Here is a 21,047-nt window from a genome sequence, read left to right as displayed (position 1 = left end):
GCAGCGCAACGAAGCGGAGTTCTCGATGCCTACCCTGTTCCGGTTTCTATTCGTGCTCGCGGTGATCGCTGGCATCATCTACGGAAGCATGGTGGCACTGGTCTTTCTGGTGGAGCCGCGCGAACGCGATGTCACGGTGCGCGTGCCCTCCGAGCGGCTGAACCCGCCCGCCCAGAAGCCCTGACCGCCCGAATAAGGGCTAGGACGTACCGATGGCAGACCTGTCTCGCGCTCACATCGAAGCCTTTCTGGAAATGATGAGCGCCGAACGCGGTGCGGCGATGAACACGCTTTCGTCCTATGAGCGCGATCTGGAGGACATGCATTCCTTCCTCGCGACCCACAAATCGACGCCGTCGTCTGCGCAAAGCGCCGATCTGTCGGCCTATCTTAGCCATCTCGGCAAGCAGGGCTTTGCCGCGTCCTCGCAGGCAAGACGCCTTTCTGCCATGCGGCAATTCTACAAGTTCCTCTATGCCGAAGGCCTTCGGACCGACGATCCGACATCCATTCTGGACGCCCCGAAGAAGGGCCGTTCGCTGCCGAAGATCATGACCGAGGCAGACGTGACACGTCTCTTAAGTCTTGCCATCGAGGAAGCGGCACAGCCGGGACCCGATCAGATTTCCCGCGCCCGCATGCTGGCGCTGCTCGAGCTTCTGTATGCAACGGGGATGCGGGTGAGCGAACTCGTCTCACTGCCGGCAAAGGTGCTGGACCAGGAAGGCCGGTTCCTGATGGTGCGCGGCAAGGGCAACAAAGAACGGCTGGTGCCGCTCTCCCGCTCGGCCATCGCCGCGATGAAAGTTTATGGCGAAATGCGGAGCAGCCGCGAAAAAGATGCGGAGAGCATCTGGCTCTTCCCTTCCAGCAGCAAGGAAGGTTATCTTCCCCGCCAGGTTTTCGCCCGCGACCTCAAGGGACTGGCGGCGCGGGCGGGCTTAAAAACCGCTGCGATCTCGCCGCATGTGATGCGTCACGCCTTTGCAAGCCATCTTTTGGCAAACGGCGCCGACCTTCGAGTGGTACAGGAACTGCTTGGACATTCAGACATTTCCACCACTCAAATATACACTCATGTCCTGGAAGAACGGCTTCGCCAGACGGTGCAAACACATCACCCTCTTGCAAAACAGGCCAAAAACCGGGATTAGAAGCCCCGATCGAAAATTGGAACGCTACGTTCCTCAAGAGAAAAACAACCGGAAACCGGATCTCATGCAAACGTATCTCGACTTCGAAAAGCCAATCTCTGACCTCGAGGGCAAGATCCACGAGCTCAAGAAGCTCACGGACGAGAATGAAGGCATAGACACGACCGACGAGATTACCCGCCTTGAAGGCCGGGTGAAGGAAGCGGTCAAGGACATCTATTCCAAGCTCGGCGCCTGGGAGAAGACGCAGGTTGCCCGCCATCCGCAGCGCCCGCATTTCGTCGATTATGCCGCAAAGCTGTTTACCGATTTCACGCCGCTTGCCGGCGACCGCAATTTCGGTGAAGACGCGGCGATCCAGGCAGGCCTTGCCCGTTTCAACGGTATGCCTGTCGCGCTGATGGGCCAGGAAAAGGGTCACGACACCAAGAGTCGCCTGAAGCACAATTTCGGCAGCCCGCGTCCTGAAGGCTATCGCAAGGCGATCCGCATCATGGAAATGGCCGACCGCTTCGGTCTGCCGATCATTTCGCTGATCGATACGGCAGGCGCCTATCCGGGCGTTGGCGCGGAAGAGCGCGGCCAGGCGGAAGCCATCGCCCGCTCGACGGAAATGTGCCTCGGCGTGAAAGTCCCGTTGATCTCGATCGTCATCGGCGAAGGCGGCTCCGGCGGTGCGATTGCCATCGCCACCGGCAACCGGGTCTACATGCTGGAGCATTCGATCTATTCGGTGATTTCGCCTGAAGGTGCAGCTTCGATCCTGTGGCGCGATTCGACCCGCGCCCGTGAAGCTGCGACCAACATGAAGATCACCTCCGACGACCTGAAGGGTCTCGGCATCATCGACGAGATCATTCCGGAGCCGATCGGCGGCGCCCATCGCGACCCGGAAACCGTTATTGCTGCCACCGGCAAGGTGATTGCTTCGGCTCTGGAAGAACTTGGAAAGCTCTCCGGCATCGAGTTGCGCAACCAGCGCCGGCAGAAATTCCTCGATATCGGCCGCAACCTGTAGGATCAGGCGTAAAACCGATCGTCTGCCCCTGAAATTGCCAAAATCGCCGGTATAGGACTTTGGCAATTGCCGGTGTGCGGTGAAAACCGCGGCGGTTTCGCTAGACAGCCGCGTGCAAGCGTTTAAGAAGATGTAAAGCTTACCGTCTTATTGATCGTGTCTCGTACGGTTTTGTTCGCCATTCCTGATATGTGGTTTGTCTCGATGCGCCTGAAACACATCGCCTTCGCCCTTCTTGTCGCAACGGCCCTGACCGGCTGTAACGATACGCTGGACTCTGCAAAGATCGATCTCTCGACCGTCAAGAACAAGAAGGAGCAGCCTCTTCCTTCCAGCATCGTTGCCGAGATGCAAAAGAGGAACATGCCGCGCCAGTCGCCGATCATGATCCGTATCCTCAAGGAAGAGGGTAAGCTCGAGATCTGGAAGGCGAAGGCCGACAACCGCTTCGACGTCATCAAGAGCTATGATATCTGCGCCTGGTCCGGCAAGCTCGGACCAAAGGTGAAGGAAGGCGACCGTCAGGCGCCGGAAGGCTTCTACAGCCTGACCCCTGCGCACCTGAACCCCAATTCGCAGTATTATCTCGCCATCAACACCGGCTTCCCGAACCGCTATGACGCTGCCAACGGCCGCAGCGGCACCAATCTGATGATCCACGGCGCCTGCTCGTCGTCGGGTTGCTACTCCATGACCGACGAACAGGTTCTGGAAATCTACGCCTTTGCACGCGACGCCTTCCAGGGCGGCCAGACCTCGATCCAGCTGCAGGCGCTTCCCTTCCGCATGAGCGCGGAAAACATGGTGCGCCACCGCGACAACCAGAACTACGACTTCTGGAAGATGATCAAGACCGGCTACGACAATTTCGAAGTGACGAAGCGCCCGCCGGAAGTGAACGTCTGCGAAAAGAAGTACGTTTTCAACCAGCAGACCGACAGCAACGGCAAGTTCGCACCGGCCGCCGCCTGCCCGACCATGTCGACGCCGCCGACGCTGGTATCCGCACTGTCGTCCTATTCCAAGACCTACGAACTCGCCTATCAGAAGGCGATGGACAAGTATGACGGCAAGGTCTGGTACGAGCCGACGGAAGCCGAGCGCAAGGCCGTCGTTGCCGGCAAGCGCAAGGGCCGTGAACTCGCCTATGCACCAACAGGCACGTCGCTGGAAGCCGGCAAGCTGCTGAGCCAGTCGGAATTCAAGCAGATGATGGAAAAGCGCATGGCCTCGGGCGGCGAGAAGCCGGCGACCACCGTGCTTGCCTCCGCCGGCCCGACGTCTGCCCGTACAGCCTCGATCAACGAGCGCATGATGGTAAAGCAGGACCGCCTGCCTGCAACGACGACCGGCTCGATTGCCAATACGCAGTTGCGTGGCGCCCAGACCGCCAGCGTTCCATCGGCGCCGGCACCACAGGCTGCAACGCCGACCGTTCAGACGGCGCAGGGAACGACCGTTGCCGTGCCAGTGCCGGAACAGAACCCGCTTGCCTATACGGCAACGCAGCCGGTGACCGAGACCGCCAAGAAGCCCGCCTGGAAGTTCTGGTCCAAGGACTGACGGCAATGCCTGTCGAAGCCCTCGGAGAGACCTATGATCTTCGCGGGCTGAAATGCCCCCTGCCCGTGCTGAAGACCCGCAAGCGTCTGAAGTTCATGGAGACGGGCGCGTCCCTTACCCTGGAAACCACCGATCCGCTTGCCGGCATCGATATCCCGCATTTCTGCAGCCAGGACGGCCACGCCCTGCTCTCGTCCGAGCGGACGGAGACGGGGCACAGGTTCGTGATCCGCAAGGGTTGATCCCGGCGACAGCATCAAAGACGCAGCCTTAGAACTGCATACCCGGCACGGCGAGCGGATTGTCTTCGAGCGCTGCACGATCCGGCCGGTCGATCTGCGGCTTGCCGGTGAAGGCCGCGAAAAGATCCTGCACGAACGCCTCCGGCAGATCCTGGGTGATCAGCACCATGCGCGTCAGCCGATCGGAGCCATCGGGCCATTTCGCCAATCGTTCCGGCGGATGGAAAATGCTTTGCACGCCGTGCAGCACCAGCGGACGCTCGAGATTATCGGACATCGCCACGATCGCCTTCATGCGCAGAAGCTTTTCGCCATGCGCCGAGCGCAGCAGATCCACGAACATGCTGAGCGCCATCGGCTCGATCGGCTTGTCGTGGATGATCGAGAAGGAGCGAATGTTGGCGCCGTGCCGGTTTACATCGTGATGATGGTGGCCGTGATCATGGGGATCGTGCTTATGGTCGTGATGGTCGTGCCCGTGCCCGTGCCCATCGTGCCCGTGCCCATGAGCCTCATGCGCGTGATCGTGCGCCACCTCTTCCCGCAACCAGCGGCCGACATCGGCGATCTTTGTTTCCGGATCGTAGAGCCCGTTGATCAGGATCGCCGCGGCACCGGCACTTTCGTCATCGCCATCGACGATGGGCGCCCGCGGATTGAGCGCGCGCAGCCTGGCCCGCAGCGCCTCGATCTCCTTCGGGCTCGACATGGAAAGCTTGGACAGAACCAGCCGGTCGGCGACCGCAGCCTGCTTGACCGCTTCCGGATGACGATCGAGCGTCGAGATACCGTTGACCGCATCGACGACGGTGACGACGCCGTCCAGCTCGAAATTTTGCGCGATGACGGGATTGCCCATGACCGACTGCATGACCGGCGCCGGATCGGCAAGGCCTGTCGTTTCGATGACCACCCGGTGGATCGGCTTCAGCCGCCCGGTCTGCACGCCGTCCATCAGCGTGGCGAGCGTATCGATGAGTTCACCGCGCACGGTGCAGCACAGGCAGCCATTGGAAAGCTCAAGCAATGCATCGCCTGAGCTTTCGACCAGGAAATTGTCGATGCTCACATCGCCGAATTCGTTGATGATGACGGCCGTGTTGCTGGCTGCCGGATCCTTCAGGATCCGGTTGAGAAGCGTGGACTTGCCCGCCCCCAGAAAGCCGGTGAGGATGGAAACCGGAATGCGACCGCTAAACGACATGTTTTGGTACCTTAAAGTTCAGCCAGCTTTTTAGAGATTGGCTGGGCGCGGCTGCGGGATCGGTACGGACTTAGTCCCCGTATTGGCATCCGGCACGTCTTCACCGCCGAGGATGAGGCTTGTCACCGCATATTGCGGTGGCCGCGTCATCTCGTGAATATAGGGCGAATGCAGAACGGTGCGCCCGGCATCGTCGCGATTTTCACTGCGGACTTTGGCAGCCTTCGGATTGCAGATCTCGGCGCTGACATCATTCACCTCGGCCGTGTTTCCATAGGGCGGCAGCGAGGCGAGCGGCACGCCTTCGTTTGCCTGGGAGGTGAGCCCCTGCTGCAGAAGGTTCGCAGTATCATCCGCACGGCCGGCGAGACTGTCGGACCCGAGCACGACCGAAATCACCGTGCGGCCGTTGCGGGTGGCCGAGCCGATCTGGTTGAAGCCGGCGGCACAGATGAAGCCGGTCTTCATGCCGTCGGCCCCATCAAAGCGGCCGATCAGCGTGTTGAAGTTCGGATACTGCTTCTTGCCGGTATCGATGCCTTCCAGCGAGAAATAGCTCTGGTACTGCGGAAATTCCCGCTTCAGCGCCAGCGTCAGCACGGCAAGATCGCGCGCCGTGGTAAACTGGCCCTTGCCGGGCAAGCCATGCGGATTGATGAAGTGGCTGGACGCCATGCCGAGCCCCTGCGCTTCGGAATTCATCATTTCCACGAACTGGTCGAGCGAGCCGCCCACCGTTTCGGCGACGGCCACGGCGATATCGTTGGCAGACTTGACGAGAAGGATCTTCATCGCATTGTCGAGCGTCAGCCGCGTGCCCGGTTTGAAATACATCTTGCTGGCCGGCTGGTCCGTCGCCTTCTTGCTCATCACCACCTGGGTTTCGAGCGAAAGACGGCCGCTTTTGATCGCCTTGAAGGTGACATAGGCCGTCATCAGCTTGGTCAGTGAAGCCGGATACCATTTCAGGAACGCATCCTGATGGGCGATGACCCGCCCGCTCTTCACATCAACGATCAGCCGCGGATTGGCCGCAGCGCTGCCGGCGGAAACGAGGAGGCCTAGTGCCGCAATGGCGGAGACCACCCGAACGGCGGTCGCGGATTTCAGATGCAAGAATGACAAGAGCGTTCCTCGTCGCTGGAGCCGGGAATGGAGGCCCGAAACGTTTGGCGCATATGTGGCCACTGTGGCCAAGCAATGGCAAAGATGATTGATTACGTCAATCAGGCGAGGCACACTCCCTTCGGGAGGATGGGTCACAACCTTATGAGCAGCAGCACAGGAAATCCGAATGCCCATCTTGAACCGCGCCGCCGAACTTCAAGGCGAAGTTAGCGAATGGCGCCGACATCTCCACGAAAACCCTGAGATTCTCTATGACGTCGTTGAGACCGCAGCCTTCGTAGCCGCTAAGCTGAAGGAATTCGGCGTCGATGAGGTCGCGACCGGCATCGGCCGCACCGGCGTTGTCGGCATCATCAGGGGCAAGGGCGGCGCAGACGCGGGTACAGGCGCAAACGCCAGCGGACGCACGATCGGTCTGCGCGCCGACATGGATGCGCTGCCGCTGACCGAGCTCACGGGCAAGCCATGGGCCTCGAAAACCCCTGGGAAGATGCATGCCTGCGGCCATGACGGGCACACGTCCATGCTGCTGGGTGCTGCAAAATACCTCGCCGAAACCCGCAATTTCGACGGCACCGTGGCGCTGATCTTCCAGCCCGCCGAAGAAGGCGGTGCCGGCGCGCTGGCGATGATCGAAGACGGCATGATGGAACGCTTCGGCATCGACGAAGTCTATGGCATGCACAATATGCCGGGCATTCCCGTCGGCCAGTTCGCGATCCGCAAGGGCGGCATCATGGCAGCACCCGACCGCTTCACCATCACCATCAAGGGTCGCGGCGGCCACGCGGCCCAGCCTCACAAGACCATCGATCCGATCTTCATCGGCTCGCAGCTGGTGGGCAGCCTGCAGGCAATCGCCGCCCGCAATGCGGACCCCGTCCAGTCGGTGGTGATATCAGTGACCCGCTTCGATGCCGGAACGACACACAATATCATCCCCGACAACGCGATCATCATGGGCACCGTGCGCACGCTGAACGAGGACACCCGCGATCTCGCCGAAAACCGCATCCGCCAGATCGTCGAAGGCTTGGCAAGCGCCCACGGCGCCGGCTGGTCGATCGACTATGAGCGCAAATGCCCTGTCACCTCCAACCACGACAGCGAGACCGACCACGCAATCGGCGTCGCCTCATCGATCGTCGGCGCCGCCAATGTGGATGCCAACGTCGAACCGACCATGGCCGGCGAAGACTTCGCCTTCATGCTCAAACGCCGCCCCGGCGCCTTCATCTTCATCGGCAACGGCGATACGGCAGCGCTGCACAACCCCAACTACGACTTCGACGACGAAGCCCTCGCCTACGGCATCTCCTACTGGGTCAAGCTCACGGAGCAGCGCCTGTCACCATAACCCGCAGAAAAACACTTGGCTAAACGCATCACCTTTTGTATGGGTTTTGCCGAGTGGTCCCATAGCTCAGCAGGATAGAGCGCAAGATTCCTAATCTTGAGGCCATTGGTTCGAATCCAATTGGGATCACCATTATTTGCAGGACTTATGGGACGTCCGCGTTCCCGCGTTCCCACAAACTGATCATTCGCTGGCTGATTACGTCCGAGTTCGCTCAGCCGTTACCCGCGACGTGATGCGTTGCTGCACAGTAAAAACAGCTCAGCACCACAACCATCCGCTACCGTCGAAATACGCAAACTCAGAACCGTGGCGAGAACTCGTAGTTGCAAAGGATTTGCTTCGACCCAAGCCATCGTAACTGCTTTGCTGCGGCCATGCTCAACGTCTCGATTTTGGCCAGGCTTCAATTTTCGCATGGCTCTTTCATACACAATAGAGCGCCTGCAAACTTCATCAAACAGCGGATCAACTAAATCCCGACCTCGACGAAATTTATACTGTTTGGCTCGAATTTATCTAACGTTGCCTCGAGACAAGATTGAAGATCGGTGTCCAAGGCCATTCTGATTGCGCTGATCATCTCTGCCTCGAAAGCATCGATGCTGTCGTAAGCGATCAGGTTGGACGACGAAGCCGCCTTACACAGCACTTCGACAACGCGTCTTTCGTTCGTGAGGCCCCTCAATGCTCCAGCGCAGGCGACCACGGCATCATGGTAAGCTGCGTCCCGGGAACCCGGCCACGCTTCGATCAAATACTTCGCCGCCTCCTTCGTGCTTTTGATACGCACAAAGGTCTTGGTTTCCCCCCGCAACTCGATGGTGACGACGTTGTCCCATTCAGCCATGGCTATGCTCGCCCAATCCGCAAGTAGAACTAATTTAGCGAGCAATACTTGAGCGGGGCTGGTGACTGTCGTGTGGAAAAGAGGACCTGGCGATGTAGTAGATCGGCGCCAATGTACGAGATCGACTTGAAGTCGATACCTATAGAAAGCGGGTACTTGGCCAACGTGTGGCGCCAGCAGGCCAAACTCCTATACCAGTGCACGATGTCTACATACTGCGCCACGCCTTTCACTTCCAGAAGGCCCGCTCCCGTAGCTGAGAACGCGCTTTCGGAAGGATGTCGCGTTTCTCCCTACGAATATTCCCTGTTCCCGGGATTACGTTCTCGGAGATTTCGCCGTCCATTCGGGATCACCAATTCCGCACCCTCCTCGTCTATACTTGCGGCGTGGCCTGCTTGCTGCCGCGGTTTGTGCGAAATGGGCGGGTCGCCCCCTTGAGCACAAAACCGAGAATGCCGGCGAGCAGCCAGCCGGCGAAGAAGCCGCCGCCGGCCCAGATGAGGCCTGCGGCGTCGATCGGCACCGCCGGCACGTAGTCGCGCCAGGTATTGGTGAAGGTCATTGGGTCGGCGTTGCGCATCACCACGAATGGCTTGATCGGCAGCGAGGCCTTGATCAGTTCATCCTGCTGCGTCAGCAAAGTCTCGTAACGCTGAAAGATGCCGCGCATCGTGTCGCCTTGGTCGCGCAGGAAGGTTTCCGGCGAGCTCGAATAGACGTTGAGCGCTTCTTGCCGGCCAAGACCGTGGTGGTTGGCCTGGGTGTCGAACTGGGTGATCATCACCTTCAGCTCATCGAGCGCGCCGCCGATGCGCTGGCGGTATTGCTGGGCAAACTCGGGCGCCTGAGAGAAAAAGAGGCCGCCCAGTATCGCTGCAGCCATCGTCAGCATTCGTCCGAACATCAGCATCGCATCACCCCGTTCGTGGACCCCTTTCACAACGGGAGATACCTGGAAAGGTTGCGGGCAGGAATACTGGTGTCATTTTGAGGCGCCTCAAAGTTGCGCTTTTCCCGCTGCGCCGACCTCGTCGATCTGAAAACCCACGGCGAACGGTTCAGGTCTTGCGGACATGCTCCATACGGAAGCCGAGGCCCATCAGTCGTCCCGAGAGATGGGCGAGAAGCGGAAAGCGGGCGATGCCGCGGATAAAAGCGGGCGGGCCTTTGCGTTTTTGCGCATCGCCCTCATCGCTGCGGCGGCTCGAGCGCATCATCAGCTGCAGTTTCTGCGTGGCGCGCGTCGGAAAGCTGCGGCGCTTTTCCACGGCCGCGAGATCCGCATCCGAGAGCCTGTTTTCGCGCAGCGGCTTTGCCAGAATGTTTGCCGTCGCCACCGCATCCTGGATGGCAAGGTTGACGCCAACGCCGCCGATCGGCGACATCGCATGCGCCGCATCGCCGATGCAGATCAGGCCGCTGCGCCACCATTGTGTCAGCCGGTCGATCCGTACGGTCAAAAGGCTGACGTCGTCGAAGGAGGAGATCTCCGCCATCCGCGCGGCCGGAAGCGGCGAAACGTCCACCACTCGCTGACGAAAAGCCTCGATGCCTTTTTCGCGGATGTCTGCATAGGTCGTGCGACGGACCACATAGCCGCATTGCCAGTAGTCACCCCGGTCGATCAGCACCAGACCCTGGCTTGGACCGGCATGCCCCATCACCTCGTTCGGGTCATCCTTCTGCTTGGAAAGCTTCATCCACAGGACTTCGCTCGGCTCTCCAAAGCTTTCGACAGTGAGGCCGGCCTTTTCCCGGATGATGGAATTGCGGCCATCGGCCCCGACGACGAGTTGCGAGCGGATGGTCAGCGGACCATCCGGCGTTTCGACGCAGAGGCCGGCAATTGCGTCCTTCTCCTCGATGAGCCCGGTTACCTTGGCATCCATGATCAGCTTGAAATTGGGATAGCTTTGCGCCTGCCTTGCCATGAAATTCAAAAAATCCCATTGCGGCATGAAGGCGATGAAACGGTTCTTGACCGGCAGGCGGGAGAAATCCGCCACGGTGATCGTCTCGCCGCCCATCTGCGCGGAAAGCTTTGGCGCCCTTGTGTGCGGCAGTGCCAGAAAGTCGTAGATCAGGCCGAGCTCTGTGATCACTTCCAGCGTCGAGGGATGGATGGTGTCGCCACGGAAATCGCGCAGGAAATCCGCGTGCTTTTCGAGCACGACCACATCGACGCCGGCCCGCGCCAGAAGAAAGCCCAGCATCAGGCCCGCCGGCCCTGCCCCGGCGATGACACACTGGGTTTCGATCGTCTGGGTCTCGATCGTCTGCATATCCGTCATGACCTATCGGGCTCTTCGAAAGTTCGGAGTTGAGCGCTTACACTTGTGAGCCGCCGCTTTCTCTTTTAGACCAGCGGTCACCGTAAAGACAGGACATACCATGGCCGAAACCGGCAAGCGTCGCATCAGCATTCTTGGTTCCACCGGCTCGATCGGCGTCAACACGCTCGATGTCGTGAGCCAGCTTGGCGGGCGCGACGCATTCGATGTCGTGGCAATTACCGGCAACGCCAATGTCACATTGCTGGCCGAGCAGGCGATAGCCTGCGGTGCAGCGCTGGCCGTAACCGCCGATGATGCCCATTACGACGCGCTGAAATCGGCACTGTCAGGCACCGGGATCGAGGTCGCGGCAGGACGCGCGGCGCTGATCGAAGCGGGTGCACGACCATCCGACCTGGTGATGGCGGCAATCGTCGGGACTGCCGGCCTTGCGCCGACGCTTGCTGCTGCGGAGCGCGGAGCAGACATCGCCCTTGCCAACAAGGAGTGCCTGGTTTCCGCCGGCGAACTCTTCGTTCGGGCGGTGGCCGAGGGCGGCGGTCGGCTGATCCCGGTCGACAGTGAGCACAGCGCGATCTTCCAGTCGCTGGAAGACGACCAGCACCATGCAGTCGAACGCATCGTTCTGACCGCGTCCGGCGGACCGTTCCGGACATGGAGCCGCGAGGAGATGGCCGGCGTCACGGCAGAGGTTGCCCGCGCCCATCCCAACTGGTCCATGGGGCTAAAGATCTCAATCGGCAGCGCCTCGATGTTCAACAAGGCGCTTGAAATCATCGAGGCGAAGCACCTGTTCAATATCAGGCCGGACCAGATCGAGGTGATCGTGCATCCGCAGTCCATCATTCATTCCATGGTGGGTTACCAGGATGGATCCGTCATTGCGCAGCTCGGCAGCCCGGATATGCGCACCGCCATCGGCTATGCGCTGACCTATCCCGAGCGGCCGAAGCTGAATGTGGAGCGGCTCGATTTCGCGAAGCTGGCAAGGCTCGATTTCGAAGCGCCGGACGAGGTTCGATTCCCGGCACTCAGGCTCGCCCGAACTGCCCTGGAGCGCGGCGGCGCGCAGGGCGCGATCATGAATGCCGCGGAAGAGATGGCGTTTCATGCCTTCTGCGCCGGCAGGATCGGCTTTCTCACCATGGCGGATGTCGTCGAAGACGTGATGGACGCGATGATGGGTCACGCGGCAACAACGATGGACGCCGTGTTTGCAGCAGACGCTGAAGCACGCCGCGTTGCCGACGAAATCATCGACAAACGGGAAATGGCCGCCTAAGCGCCGAAAGCCATCGGCTACGGCGGGACGGCCGCGTGATCAGACAAGTTCATTGCGTGATGTGAAGACGGGGCGACTTGGAGCGCCCGGCATCCCCGTGACACGCACGGGGATGAGGCAAACGTCGTGTCAGGCGACCTGGCGTGCCAATGCGCAGCGCGACCACAGCTGATGCAGCGAGCTGACCAGATGTTCCAGATCCGCATCCGTATGCAGCGGCGTCGGTGTGATGCGCAGGCGCTCGGTCTTTTTCGCAACCGTCGGATAGTTGATCGGCTGGACATAGACGTCGCAGGTGTCGAGCAGGATGTCGGAGATCCACTTGCACTTGGCCGCATCGCCGACCATGACAGGCACGATATGGCTTGGGTTGTGCATATGCGGGATGCCCTGCTGGTCGAGCATCATCCGCAGCTTCTTGACGCGGTCCTGGTGACGCACGCGCTCGAACGGGCTTGCCTTGAGGTGGCGGATCGAAGCGATCGCGCCGGCCGCAAGTGTCGGTGGCAAAGCCGTGGTGAAGATGAAACCGGATGCGAACGAACGAATGAAGTCGCACAGCGCCGTTGATGCCGCGATATAGCCGCCCATGACGCCGAAAGCCTTGCCAAGCGTACCTTCGATGATCGTCAGACGGTCCATGAGGCCTTCGCGTTCGGCAATGCCGCCGCCGCGCGGGCCGTACATCCCGACCGCATGAACTTCGTCGAGATAGGTCATCGCACCGTATTTGTCGGCAAGATCGCAGATCTCCTTGATCGGCGAGATATCGCCGTCCATCGAGTAGACGCTCTCGAACGCGATCATCTTGGGCGCCTTCGGATCGGCTGCCGCAAGCTTTGCTTCCAGATCGTTAAGATCGTTATGCTTCCAGATCACCCGGTCGCATTTGGCATAGCGGATGCCCTCGATCATCGAGGCATGGTTCAACGCGTCGGAAAAGATGATCAGACCGGGGATCTTCTGGCCGAGCGTACCCAGCGTCGCCCAGTTGGAGATATAGCCGGACGTGAACACGAGCGAGGATTCCTTGCCGTGAAGGTCCGCGAGCTCCTGCTCCAGAAGAACATGGTAGTGGGTGGTGCCAGAAATATTCCGGGTGCCTCCCGCACCCGCGCCACAGTGATCAATGGCCTCGTGCATGGCCTCGATCACGGCCGGGTTCTGGCCCATGCCGAGATAATCGTTGGAACACCAGACGGTAACCTCCCTCGGTCCCTCGGGCGTATGACGCGTCGCGCGCGGAAAACTTCCGCGATGCCGCTCGAGATCGGCGAACACGCGGTAGCGGCCTTCCGAATGAAGTCCGTCCAGTTCGCTTTTGAAAAATGCCTCGAAATCCATGTCACACTCCAGAACCTACCCCGGTTTTGGGTCCGGTTTCGCCATGCGTCAAGCCCGAATAGGTCAATTTGCCCCGACCTGCGGCGAAAAGTCCGAATTTTTGGAACAATTCCAATGAAGCGAAACTACCATTGAAATCTGCCGAAATCGTTACGAGTCAGGCGACCCCGAAAAGACGAACGACTTTCCGAACAATCGGCTCGATCTGGCGTGATGCGACTTCCCCCACCTCCTCATCATTCCCCAAGTCGGCCAGCCGATCAATCCCCATTTCATACCGGCGAAACCTGACTGAAAGCGGATTTTTGCCACAGCCATCGAAGAATGAGATCAGAATGTGTCTTGCTTATATGGACTATTTGAAGAGCCGGCCTATTGTTCATCGGATGCACAAAAGCCCGGCGTGCGCACCTGCAAGGGTTTCGCCGGACACAATCAACCGGCAGGAACTACTCAGGAGGAATTCATGAAAAAGGCTTTGATGCTTCTCGTGCTCGGCGCATCTCTCGCGAGCTGCACCGCGACTGAAAAGGGTGCCGGTATCGGCGCTGCATCCGGCGCCATCATTGGCGGCGCAGTTACCGGTAACGTCCGCGGCGCAGCAGTCGGCGCAGCCATCGGCGGCGTTTCCGGTGCGGTCATCGGCAACGTGTCGGAACAGCCGGGCCAGTGCTATTATCGCGATCGCTACGGCCGTCGCTACATCGACGATTGCCCGCGCCGTTACTAATCGGAGCGGCGCTCGACGAGCACCGCAAGACTGTGGCCCTGGAGCATGCTCCAGGGCTTTTTCATTTATGAAGACATACTTATCGACGAGACGGGGGTACCCCGTTAAACAATTTGCGGCTACACAAGACCAGGAGCTGGTCATGATGGCCGGGGCGGTGATAAGTCGGCAATAAGTTAGCGTATGCAGAACGTAAGCAGCGGGCGGAAGAAGATGAATTACCGGAGGACCGGTTCCGTCGCAGCGATTGCGGCCGCCCTTCTTTGTTCGCCTGCGCTCATCGAGAGCGCCTACGCTTTCAAGCTTTTCGGCATTACACTGTTTGGCGACGACGAGGACAAGGTCGAGGTGATCGACCCGGTCCGCTACGACGCGACTCTGGAAGCCGGTGATGCGGACAAGAAACTCAAGGATCGCCTGGAAACCGCGGCATCGCTGATCGCCGACAAGGACGAGCCTGTATCCGGTGATCTCGGCATCGTCATCAAGGCCCGCGAAGACCGGGACCGCCTGGTTGCTGTTCTCTACGAAGAAGCCCGGTATGGCGGGGTCGTCCGTATCTCTGTTGCCGGAACGGATATCGACGCGCTGCCACCCAACCCCACCTTCGACCACTCATCACCCGTTCCCGTGACGGTTCAGATCGAACCCGGACCGGTTTTCAAACTTGGCTCGGTGCGGTTCGACAAGGATGCGGCCGGTCGTAACCCCGCGGACTACGATCTGGAGCCTGGCGGCGAAGCCGGCTCGCGCGTGATTCTGAAAGCCGGCGAAAAGCTGCTGGTCGACGTCAAGGCAGAAGGTCGACCGCTTGCCAAGCTGACCGAACGGCAGGTGACCGCCGACCATCGCACCAACACGGTCGATGTCGTGCTCGGCGCCATCTCGGGCCCGATCGCACCGTTTGGCATGGTCACGGTCAAAGGCTCGCGCACAGTCGACCCAGCCTTCATCAAACGCTATTCCCGCCTCGACAAGGGTGGCCGCTATTCACCGGTGCAGCTGAAAAAGGCCAATGACCGGCTGCGCGAGCTCGGTGTGTTTTCGAGCGTCACGATTCAGGAATCCGATGCACTTGCGCCGGATGGATCGCTGCCGCTGATGATCGAGGTTTCGGACGGCAAGCAGCGGTATTTCGGCTTTGGTGCCGAATACTCTTCGCTCGATGGAGCGGGTCTCTCGGGTTACTGGGGGCATCGCAATCTGTTTGGCCAGGCCGAATCGCTGCGCGTGGAAGGCAAGGTCTCCGGCATCGGCGCAACGACCGACGTCACCACATTCGACTATTCCGCCGGTATCGTCTTTACCAAGCCGGGCTTTCCCGTACCTGAGGCAACGTTCGAATCGCGCCTGGAAGCCAAGAGCGAAAATCCAGACGATATCTACGACGCGCAGTCGATCGCCTATTCGGCCGGCTTTTCCTACGAACTCAACGACACCGACAAGCTCACCGCCGGCGGTGAAGTCGCGTATATTCTCGCCGACGATGCCTTCGGAAAGAATGAGTACCTGACGTTCAGCGTGCCTGTCGGCTTCGAACGCGACGCGCGTGACAACAAACTGGACCCAACCGAAGGTTACCGCGCAACGCTTTCCGCCAAGCCTAGTTATGAGTTCTTCAATCAAAGCATTTTCTCGTCTTTCGAGGGCTCGATTTCCGGGTATCTCGGTTTGGGTGCAGAGGATCGGGTCGTGTTTGCAGGCAAGCTGAGTGCGGGGACGCTGGTCGGCGCCGACGAGCTGCAGGACATCCCAGCCACCAGGCGCTTTTATGCCGGCGGCGGCGGATCGGTGCGCGGCTATTCCTATCGCGAAATTTCGCCTTATAACGGCGATGACGAAGCGCTGGGCGGACGATCCTACACTGTGGCCTCTTTTGAAATGCGCGTAAAAGTGTCAGATAGCATCGGCATCGTACCGTTTCTCGACGTCGGTACGGTTTCGACCGAAATCGTGCCTGATTTTTCTGATATAAGAGCTGGAGCGGGGATCGGGTTGCGTTACGCCACTCCTTTCGGGCCGATCAGGCTGGACGTCGCGCTTCCGTTGCGACGCTATGACGACGGTAGCCAGTATGGAATTTATGCCGGCATTGGCCAGGCATTCTGAAAGGTAAAGTTGCCAGCATGACGCTTTTCGTTCGCCTGCTGAGATGGGTCTTCAAGGCCGCGATTGCCGCGGTCGGGGTCCTTTTCGTCATGGCGCTCGGCGTCGTCCTGTTCGTTGCATTGACGCCGTTCGGCGGAAACATTGCGGCAGAGCGGATCTCGGCGCTGGTGTCCACCCCGGACCGCAAGGTCAGTTTCTCTCGACCGGAAGGTCTGCTGTCGGGTGATCTGCGCATCGACAGCCTGACGCTGTCGGACAAGGACGGTGCCTATGCCGAAATCGGCGGCATCGAAGTCGACTGGTCGCCATCGGCGCTGGTCTCCGGCGTGTTCCGCGCAGACCGGGTTTCCGCAACGACCGTGAACTTCATTCGTCCGCCGCAGCCGGATGCGACCATAACGACGCAGAGCACGACAAAGTCGTCCGGCTCGCCGCTGCCGGTCGGCATTCGGGTCGCGCAGATAGATCTGCCGGATATCAACCTGTCGCAGGCTCTCTCCGGACGCGATTTTGCGCTATCGGTGAAGGGCTCGATCGATGCGACCGGGCCCAACATCTCGCTCAAGCTGGAAGCAACCCGCAAGGACGAGATGGATGCGAAGGCATCCGCAGATATCGTCTACGCACCGTCGGAAAACCGCCTGCAGCTGAAGGCCTCGGTCTCCGAACCGCAGGGCGGACTGCTCGCCCGCCTGTTGCGCCTTCCCGGCGCTCCTGCCGTCGCATTGGGGCTGGATGGCGAAGGACCTCTCTCGAACTGGGCCGGCCGTCTTGTCGGCAATGTCGATGGCGCACCTGTCATCTCCGTGGACGGCAAACATGTCCTAGTCGACAACGGCGCCCACCGCGTGGAAATCATCGGTGGTGGCCAGCTTGCAACGCTGATGCCGCCAGCCTTCCGGTCGCTGGTCGAAGGTACAACGGACATCAATGTCGCCGCCATCTACGCGCCTTCGGGTCGCGTCGACATCCAGCGCGGCGACCTAACCTCCGGCGCCGTTAAGATTACCGCCAAGGGCGCATGGGACCCGAACGGCGACAACAGCCTGACGGCCGGCGTTTCCGGCACCAAGGGCCCGGTCTCGATCGCGTGGCCGATCAACGGCCAGGAGAGCCGCTTCTCCATTGATACGATCAATTTCACCCTGACCGGCGCCGCAGCCTCTGCCCGTTTCAATGCGACGGCAGCGCTGAATTCCGCAGAGCTTCCGCAAGGCCGGTTCGGCCAGGTGAGGCTACAGGCTGAAAGCGAGGATCTCGACCTGATCCAGCGGGCCGGCAGCATCCGCAGCCGCCTGACAATTGGTCAGATGAGCTTCGTCAATCCCGACCTCAACCGTGTGATCCGCGGGCCGCTGACGCTCGACGCGCCACTTCGGCTGGCACCACCGGCCATCGGCCTGGATGCAGCGACGCTCGAAAGCGCCGGCATCAGCGGCACGGTCAGCGGCGCATTCGATACGTCGAAGCAGACAGTCACCGGCAATTTCCGCATTTCGACCAATGCCTCGGTCCTGCCGCCGTCGCTGGCACCGAAGTTTGAAGGCGCAATTGCCGCCGAAGGCTATGTCGACGCCTCCTCGGCAAACCGCATCAGCCTGGAAAACGTCACGCTGAAATCGAACGCACTCGAAGCCCGCGGCAACGTGCTCTATGAGAACGGCACGCTGGTCAGCCACCTTGCCGGACGCCTTCCGGACATCAAGCGCTGGTTGCCGGATGCCGAAGGCGCCGCAGGCTTTGACATCACCACCAGCGGCCCCACCACGGCACTGGCCGTCAAGGCCGTCGTCAACTCCGCCGAGGCAAGGCTCGTCGGCCGCAAGCTCGAAGATCTGAGCTTCACGATCAATGGCACCGCCAATCCACAGGCGCCGCAGGGCACGATCGTCGCCAAGGGCACTCTGGACAGCCAGCCGATCCGCATCAATGCCGATGTGCAGTCGGCGAACGGCCAGACGTCTGCCCCCAATATCGTCGCCGAAATCGGCCCGAACCGCGTGAACGGCGCACTGACCTTCTCGCCGGAATTCCTTCCCACCGGCGAAGTCACCTTCAACTTCCCCGATGTGGCACTTCTTGCCGCACTCGCAGCCCAGCAGGCGCAGGGCGACCTTCGCGGTTCGGCGACCTTTGCCAATGTCGACGGCAAGGCGAGCGCTGTCGTGAAGGCCGAAGGTTCCTTCCTGAAGCGAGGTGCTATCGAGATCACCCAACCCAAGGTCGACCTGACGATCCCGGACCTGAAGGCGATTGCTGCTGCCGGTTCGATCAGTGCGGCGCGCATCGGCAGCGGCACCAACGTCATCGATAACATGCAGTTGGGTATCACCCACGGTGGTACGACGACGGACTTCAAGCTGTCCGCAACCTACGACAATGCGCCACTCGAGGGTGCCGGCGCGATCCAGACCGCGAACGGGCTTGCTGTCGAGATCAACAGCTTCAATGCGACGCCACGCAAGATCCCCGTGCGCCTCGCTGCCCCAACCCGGATCGTTGTCGAGAACGGCAACGCGCGGTTTACCGACTTTACCATTGCCACCGGCAACGGCCGTCTGTCTCTGAACGGGACCGCCGGCACGGCGCTTGATCTTTCCGCCAAGATCACGTCCCTGCCGGCCAGCCTGATCAACACGTTCGTACCCTCGATCAATGCAGCCGGCGTCATTTCCGGCACGATCAATGCAACGGGCACGACCTCTGCCCCGGCGATCAAATATGATTTGGAATGGAGTGATGCACAGCTTCGCCAGATGCGCGACGCTGGCATCGCACCCTTTCGACTCCAGGCTGCCGGAAGCTTCGCCGACCGTACAGTCACACTAGACCGCACCCGTCTCACGGGATCCGATGGTCTCGAATTGACCGCCGACGGACGCGTGATCCTCAACGCCGACGGCGCGCCGGCGCTCGACATCAATGCAAGGGCCAGATCTGTCCCGGCCAGTCTCGCAAATGCCTTCGTACCGGGCCTCGGCGCAAAAGGCGCGATCTCCGGGACCGTGGTGGCAACCGGAAGTCCCCAGGCGCCGGCCGTTCGTTACGATCTGCGTTGGGCGAACGCCTCCGTCAGCCAGTCGACATCCGCAGGCGTTGCTTCGGTGGATGTGACTGCCAAGGGTACCTATGAGGGTACGCGCGTAACCGTCGACCTCGGTCTTACCGGCGGCGGCGGTATTTCGCTCACCGGTGGCGGCGCTGTCTCGCTCGAAGGCGACAAGGCGCTGAACCTCAAATTCGATGGGCGCTTTCCGTTTTCCATACTCGCGGGCCAACTTGCCGCTCAGGGGTTCGTGCTGACAGGCACCGGCAATGTCGATCTCGGCATTCGCGGAACGGCCAAGGCACCGCTTCTCTCAGGCAGCGTCACCTCCTCAGGGGCGAAGTTCGTCGATGCGAGGCGCAATCTCGCCATCAACAATCTCGCTCTCAACGTTCGGCTCGACGGCACCCGCGCCACGATCGAGCGGCTGGGCGGAACGCTTGCAAGCGGCGGCACCGTCGCCGTGACAGGCTCCGTAGAGACGACCGAGGGCTTTCCGGCCGATCTGCGCATCGTCCTCAACAAGGCGAGCTATGCGGACGGAAACCTGTTTGCGGTCACCGCTGACGGAGATCTCACGATCAACGGCCCGCTGCTGTCGGGCCCGGCGCTGAAGGGCAAGGTGTCGCTGACCAAGGCTGCAATCACCGTGCCGGCCCGGCTTCCGTCATCACTGTCATCGATCGATATCCGCCACCGCAACGCCCCACGCGACGTTGTGCGCCAGATGGAGGAAATCCGGCCGAAAAGCGCAAAGGGTGCCAGCGAGCCGATTGCACTCGACCTGCAGATCCTGGCACCGAACGGTATCTTCGTGCGAGGCCGCGGTATCGACGCCGAGCTCGGCGGCGACCTGACGATCAGGGGCGACGCAGTCACCCCTGTCATTTCCGGTGGCTTCGACATGCGTAGAGGCCGTATTGTCATCCTGTCAAAGCGGCTGGACTTTACCGAAGGCAAGATCACCTTCGGCGGCGGTCTGGTACCGATCCTCGACATGGAAGCAAACACGAGCTCCGGCCAGACGACGATCACGGTGAACATTACCGGCGTTGCCAACGATCCGACGATTTCCTTCTCCTCCGCCCCTGCCCTGCCGCAGGACGAGGTTCTGGCACGACTGATCTTCAACCAGTCGATGTCGCGTCTGTCGCCGCTGCAGATTGCACAGCTGGCCGATGCCGTGACCCAGCTTGCCGGCGGGGGCTCGACGTCGCTGCTCGAAAAGCTGCGCAGCAACCTCGGCGTCGATGACCTCGACATCAGCACAGACGATACGGGCCAGACGACGGTATCGGTGGGGCGCTACATCAACAAGCGCACCTACTTCCAGGTCGAGCAGGGCGGCCAGAACGGCGCTCAGGCCACCATCAATCTGGATGTCGGGCGTGGCGTCAAGCTGAAGGCCGGCGCCGGCAGCGAAGGCGGCACCGCAGGCGTATTCTACGAAAAAGAATACTGACCAGGTGACGTAGAGCCACCCACAGCCCACCAGACGGGAAACATCCGACTGCCCTGAACGTGGCCGGCAACCGGGCGTAGCAAGAGCTACCCTGCCTGCGGAGACATGCCAGAACATTAGCGAACTGGTGAGCAAGTTTAGAATTGCGAAATACTCTTCGCATACAGTTAGCGAATTGAAACTTGCCATACGGTTTGCAGCACCGTTGCGGAAAGGTCAGCAGCGCCAGCTGAAAGCCTTGAACCGGACCTGCCGCTGTCG

16 protein-coding genes and 1 tRNA gene are annotated in these 21,047 nt (G+C 60.6%); 11 read left to right on the top strand and 6 right to left on the bottom strand.

From position 1 onward, the window contains the following. Window positions 1-25 precede the first annotated feature (25 nt). The 5 genes from ACQY1J_RS05805 to ACQY1J_RS05785 all read left to right on the top strand — a co-directional run bounded on the left by ACQY1J_RS05805 (window position 26) and on the right by ACQY1J_RS05785 (window position 3,977). Entirely contained in the window at window positions 26-184 is a 159-nt protein-coding gene (locus ACQY1J_RS05805; protein ID WP_092660944.1) for a hypothetical protein, read from the top strand. A gap of 28 nt (window positions 185-212) precedes the next feature. Next, complete coding sequence (xerD, locus tag ACQY1J_RS05800) at window positions 213-1,154, top strand: site-specific tyrosine recombinase XerD (RefSeq protein WP_192085752.1); 942 nt, start codon at window positions 213-215, stop codon at window positions 1,152-1,154. A gap of 64 nt (window positions 1,155-1,218) precedes the next feature. Further along, window positions 1,219-2,172, top strand: coding sequence for an acetyl-CoA carboxylase carboxyltransferase subunit alpha (locus tag ACQY1J_RS05795; protein ID WP_092659372.1), 954 nt, complete (start codon window positions 1,219-1,221; stop codon window positions 2,170-2,172). Window positions 2,173-2,376: 204 nt separating this feature from the next. Next, complete coding sequence (locus ACQY1J_RS05790; protein WP_430250912.1) at window positions 2,377-3,735, top strand: L,D-transpeptidase family protein; 1,359 nt, start codon at window positions 2,377-2,379, stop codon at window positions 3,733-3,735. Between the two features lie 5 nt (window positions 3,736-3,740). After that, window positions 3,741-3,977 (top strand): sulfurtransferase TusA family protein, encoded by a 237-nt coding sequence (locus ACQY1J_RS05785; RefSeq protein ID WP_113166674.1) that lies wholly within the window; start codon window positions 3,741-3,743, stop codon window positions 3,975-3,977. A 28-nt stretch (window positions 3,978-4,005) separates the two neighbouring features. On the opposite strand, the gene ACQY1J_RS05780 is transcribed toward ACQY1J_RS05785, so the two are convergent. Together ACQY1J_RS05780 and ACQY1J_RS05775 are read right to left on the bottom strand one after the other, a co-directional pair. Next, window positions 4,006-5,181 carry a CobW family GTP-binding protein gene (locus ACQY1J_RS05780; RefSeq protein ID WP_430250911.1) on the bottom strand — a complete coding sequence of 392 codons (1,176 nt, stop codon included), beginning with the start codon at window positions 5,179-5,181 and terminating at the stop codon, window positions 4,006-4,008. A gap of 30 nt (window positions 5,182-5,211) precedes the next feature. Continuing rightward, window positions 5,212-6,297 (bottom strand): D-alanyl-D-alanine carboxypeptidase family protein, encoded by a 1,086-nt coding sequence (locus tag ACQY1J_RS05775; RefSeq protein ID WP_244474111.1) that lies wholly within the window; start codon window positions 6,295-6,297, stop codon window positions 5,212-5,214. A 178-nt stretch (window positions 6,298-6,475) separates the two neighbouring features. Between ACQY1J_RS05775 and ACQY1J_RS05770 the strand changes: the two genes are divergently transcribed. Beyond that, complete coding sequence (locus ACQY1J_RS05770) at window positions 6,476-7,666, top strand: M20 aminoacylase family protein (protein WP_430250910.1); 1,191 nt, start codon at window positions 6,476-6,478, stop codon at window positions 7,664-7,666. Between the two features lie 55 nt (window positions 7,667-7,721). Beyond that, a tRNA-Arg gene (locus ACQY1J_RS05765) sits at window positions 7,722-7,798 on the top strand. Between the two features lie 340 nt (window positions 7,799-8,138). Here ACQY1J_RS05765 and ACQY1J_RS05760 read toward each other — a convergent pair. The 3 genes from ACQY1J_RS05760 to ACQY1J_RS05750 all read right to left on the bottom strand — a co-directional run bounded on the left by ACQY1J_RS05760 (window position 8,139) and on the right by ACQY1J_RS05750 (window position 10,810). Further along, window positions 8,139-8,516: a DUF982 domain-containing protein gene (locus tag ACQY1J_RS05760; RefSeq protein WP_325265530.1), complete on the bottom strand. Its 378-nt coding sequence runs from the start codon at window positions 8,514-8,516 to the stop codon at window positions 8,139-8,141. Window positions 8,517-8,892: 376 nt separating this feature from the next. After that, on the bottom strand, window positions 8,893-9,429 hold the full coding sequence (locus ACQY1J_RS05755) for a DUF2937 family protein (RefSeq protein ID WP_062462586.1): 537 nt from the start codon (window positions 9,427-9,429) through the stop codon (window positions 8,893-8,895). 148 nt (window positions 9,430-9,577) lie between these two features. Next, complete coding sequence (locus tag ACQY1J_RS05750; RefSeq protein WP_430250909.1) at window positions 9,578-10,810, bottom strand: FAD-dependent oxidoreductase; 1,233 nt, start codon at window positions 10,808-10,810, stop codon at window positions 9,578-9,580. 100 nt (window positions 10,811-10,910) lie between these two features. Here ACQY1J_RS05750 and dxr point away from each other — a divergent pair, with 100 nt between their 5' ends. After that, window positions 10,911-12,095 carry a 1-deoxy-D-xylulose-5-phosphate reductoisomerase gene (dxr, locus tag ACQY1J_RS05745; protein WP_430250908.1) on the top strand — a complete coding sequence of 395 codons (1,185 nt, stop codon included), beginning with the start codon at window positions 10,911-10,913 and terminating at the stop codon, window positions 12,093-12,095. A 129-nt stretch (window positions 12,096-12,224) separates the two neighbouring features. On the opposite strand, the gene hemA is transcribed toward dxr, so the two are convergent. Beyond that, the gene (hemA, locus tag ACQY1J_RS05740) at window positions 12,225-13,439 is read right to left on the bottom strand and encodes a 5-aminolevulinate synthase (protein WP_062581729.1); all 1,215 of its coding nucleotides are present in this window, start codon (window positions 13,437-13,439) and stop codon (window positions 12,225-12,227) included. A 466-nt stretch (window positions 13,440-13,905) separates the two neighbouring features. Between hemA and ACQY1J_RS05735 the strand changes: the two genes are divergently transcribed. From ACQY1J_RS05735 to ACQY1J_RS05725, 3 genes are all read left to right on the top strand, one after another. After that, window positions 13,906-14,169 carry a glycine zipper domain-containing protein gene (locus ACQY1J_RS05735; protein WP_062462576.1) on the top strand — a complete coding sequence of 88 codons (264 nt, stop codon included), beginning with the start codon at window positions 13,906-13,908 and terminating at the stop codon, window positions 14,167-14,169. Window positions 14,170-14,352: 183 nt separating this feature from the next. Further along, window positions 14,353-16,278, top strand: a complete 1,926-nt coding sequence (locus ACQY1J_RS05730; RefSeq protein WP_092659354.1) for an autotransporter assembly complex protein TamA — start codon at window positions 14,353-14,355, stop codon at window positions 16,276-16,278. 17 nt (window positions 16,279-16,295) lie between these two features. Continuing rightward, window positions 16,296-20,786: a translocation/assembly module TamB domain-containing protein gene (locus ACQY1J_RS05725; RefSeq protein ID WP_430250907.1), complete on the top strand. Its 4,491-nt coding sequence runs from the start codon at window positions 16,296-16,298 to the stop codon at window positions 20,784-20,786. Window positions 20,787-21,047 lie beyond the last annotated feature (261 nt).

Source organism: Neorhizobium sp. DAR64860/K0K1 (assembly GCF_050500205.1).
GTDB classification, from domain to species: Bacteria; Pseudomonadota; Alphaproteobacteria; order Rhizobiales; family Rhizobiaceae; genus Neorhizobium; species Neorhizobium soli.
The sequence above is the reverse complement of the archived record's forward strand: the minus strand, read 5'-3'. Positions and strand labels throughout refer to the sequence as shown.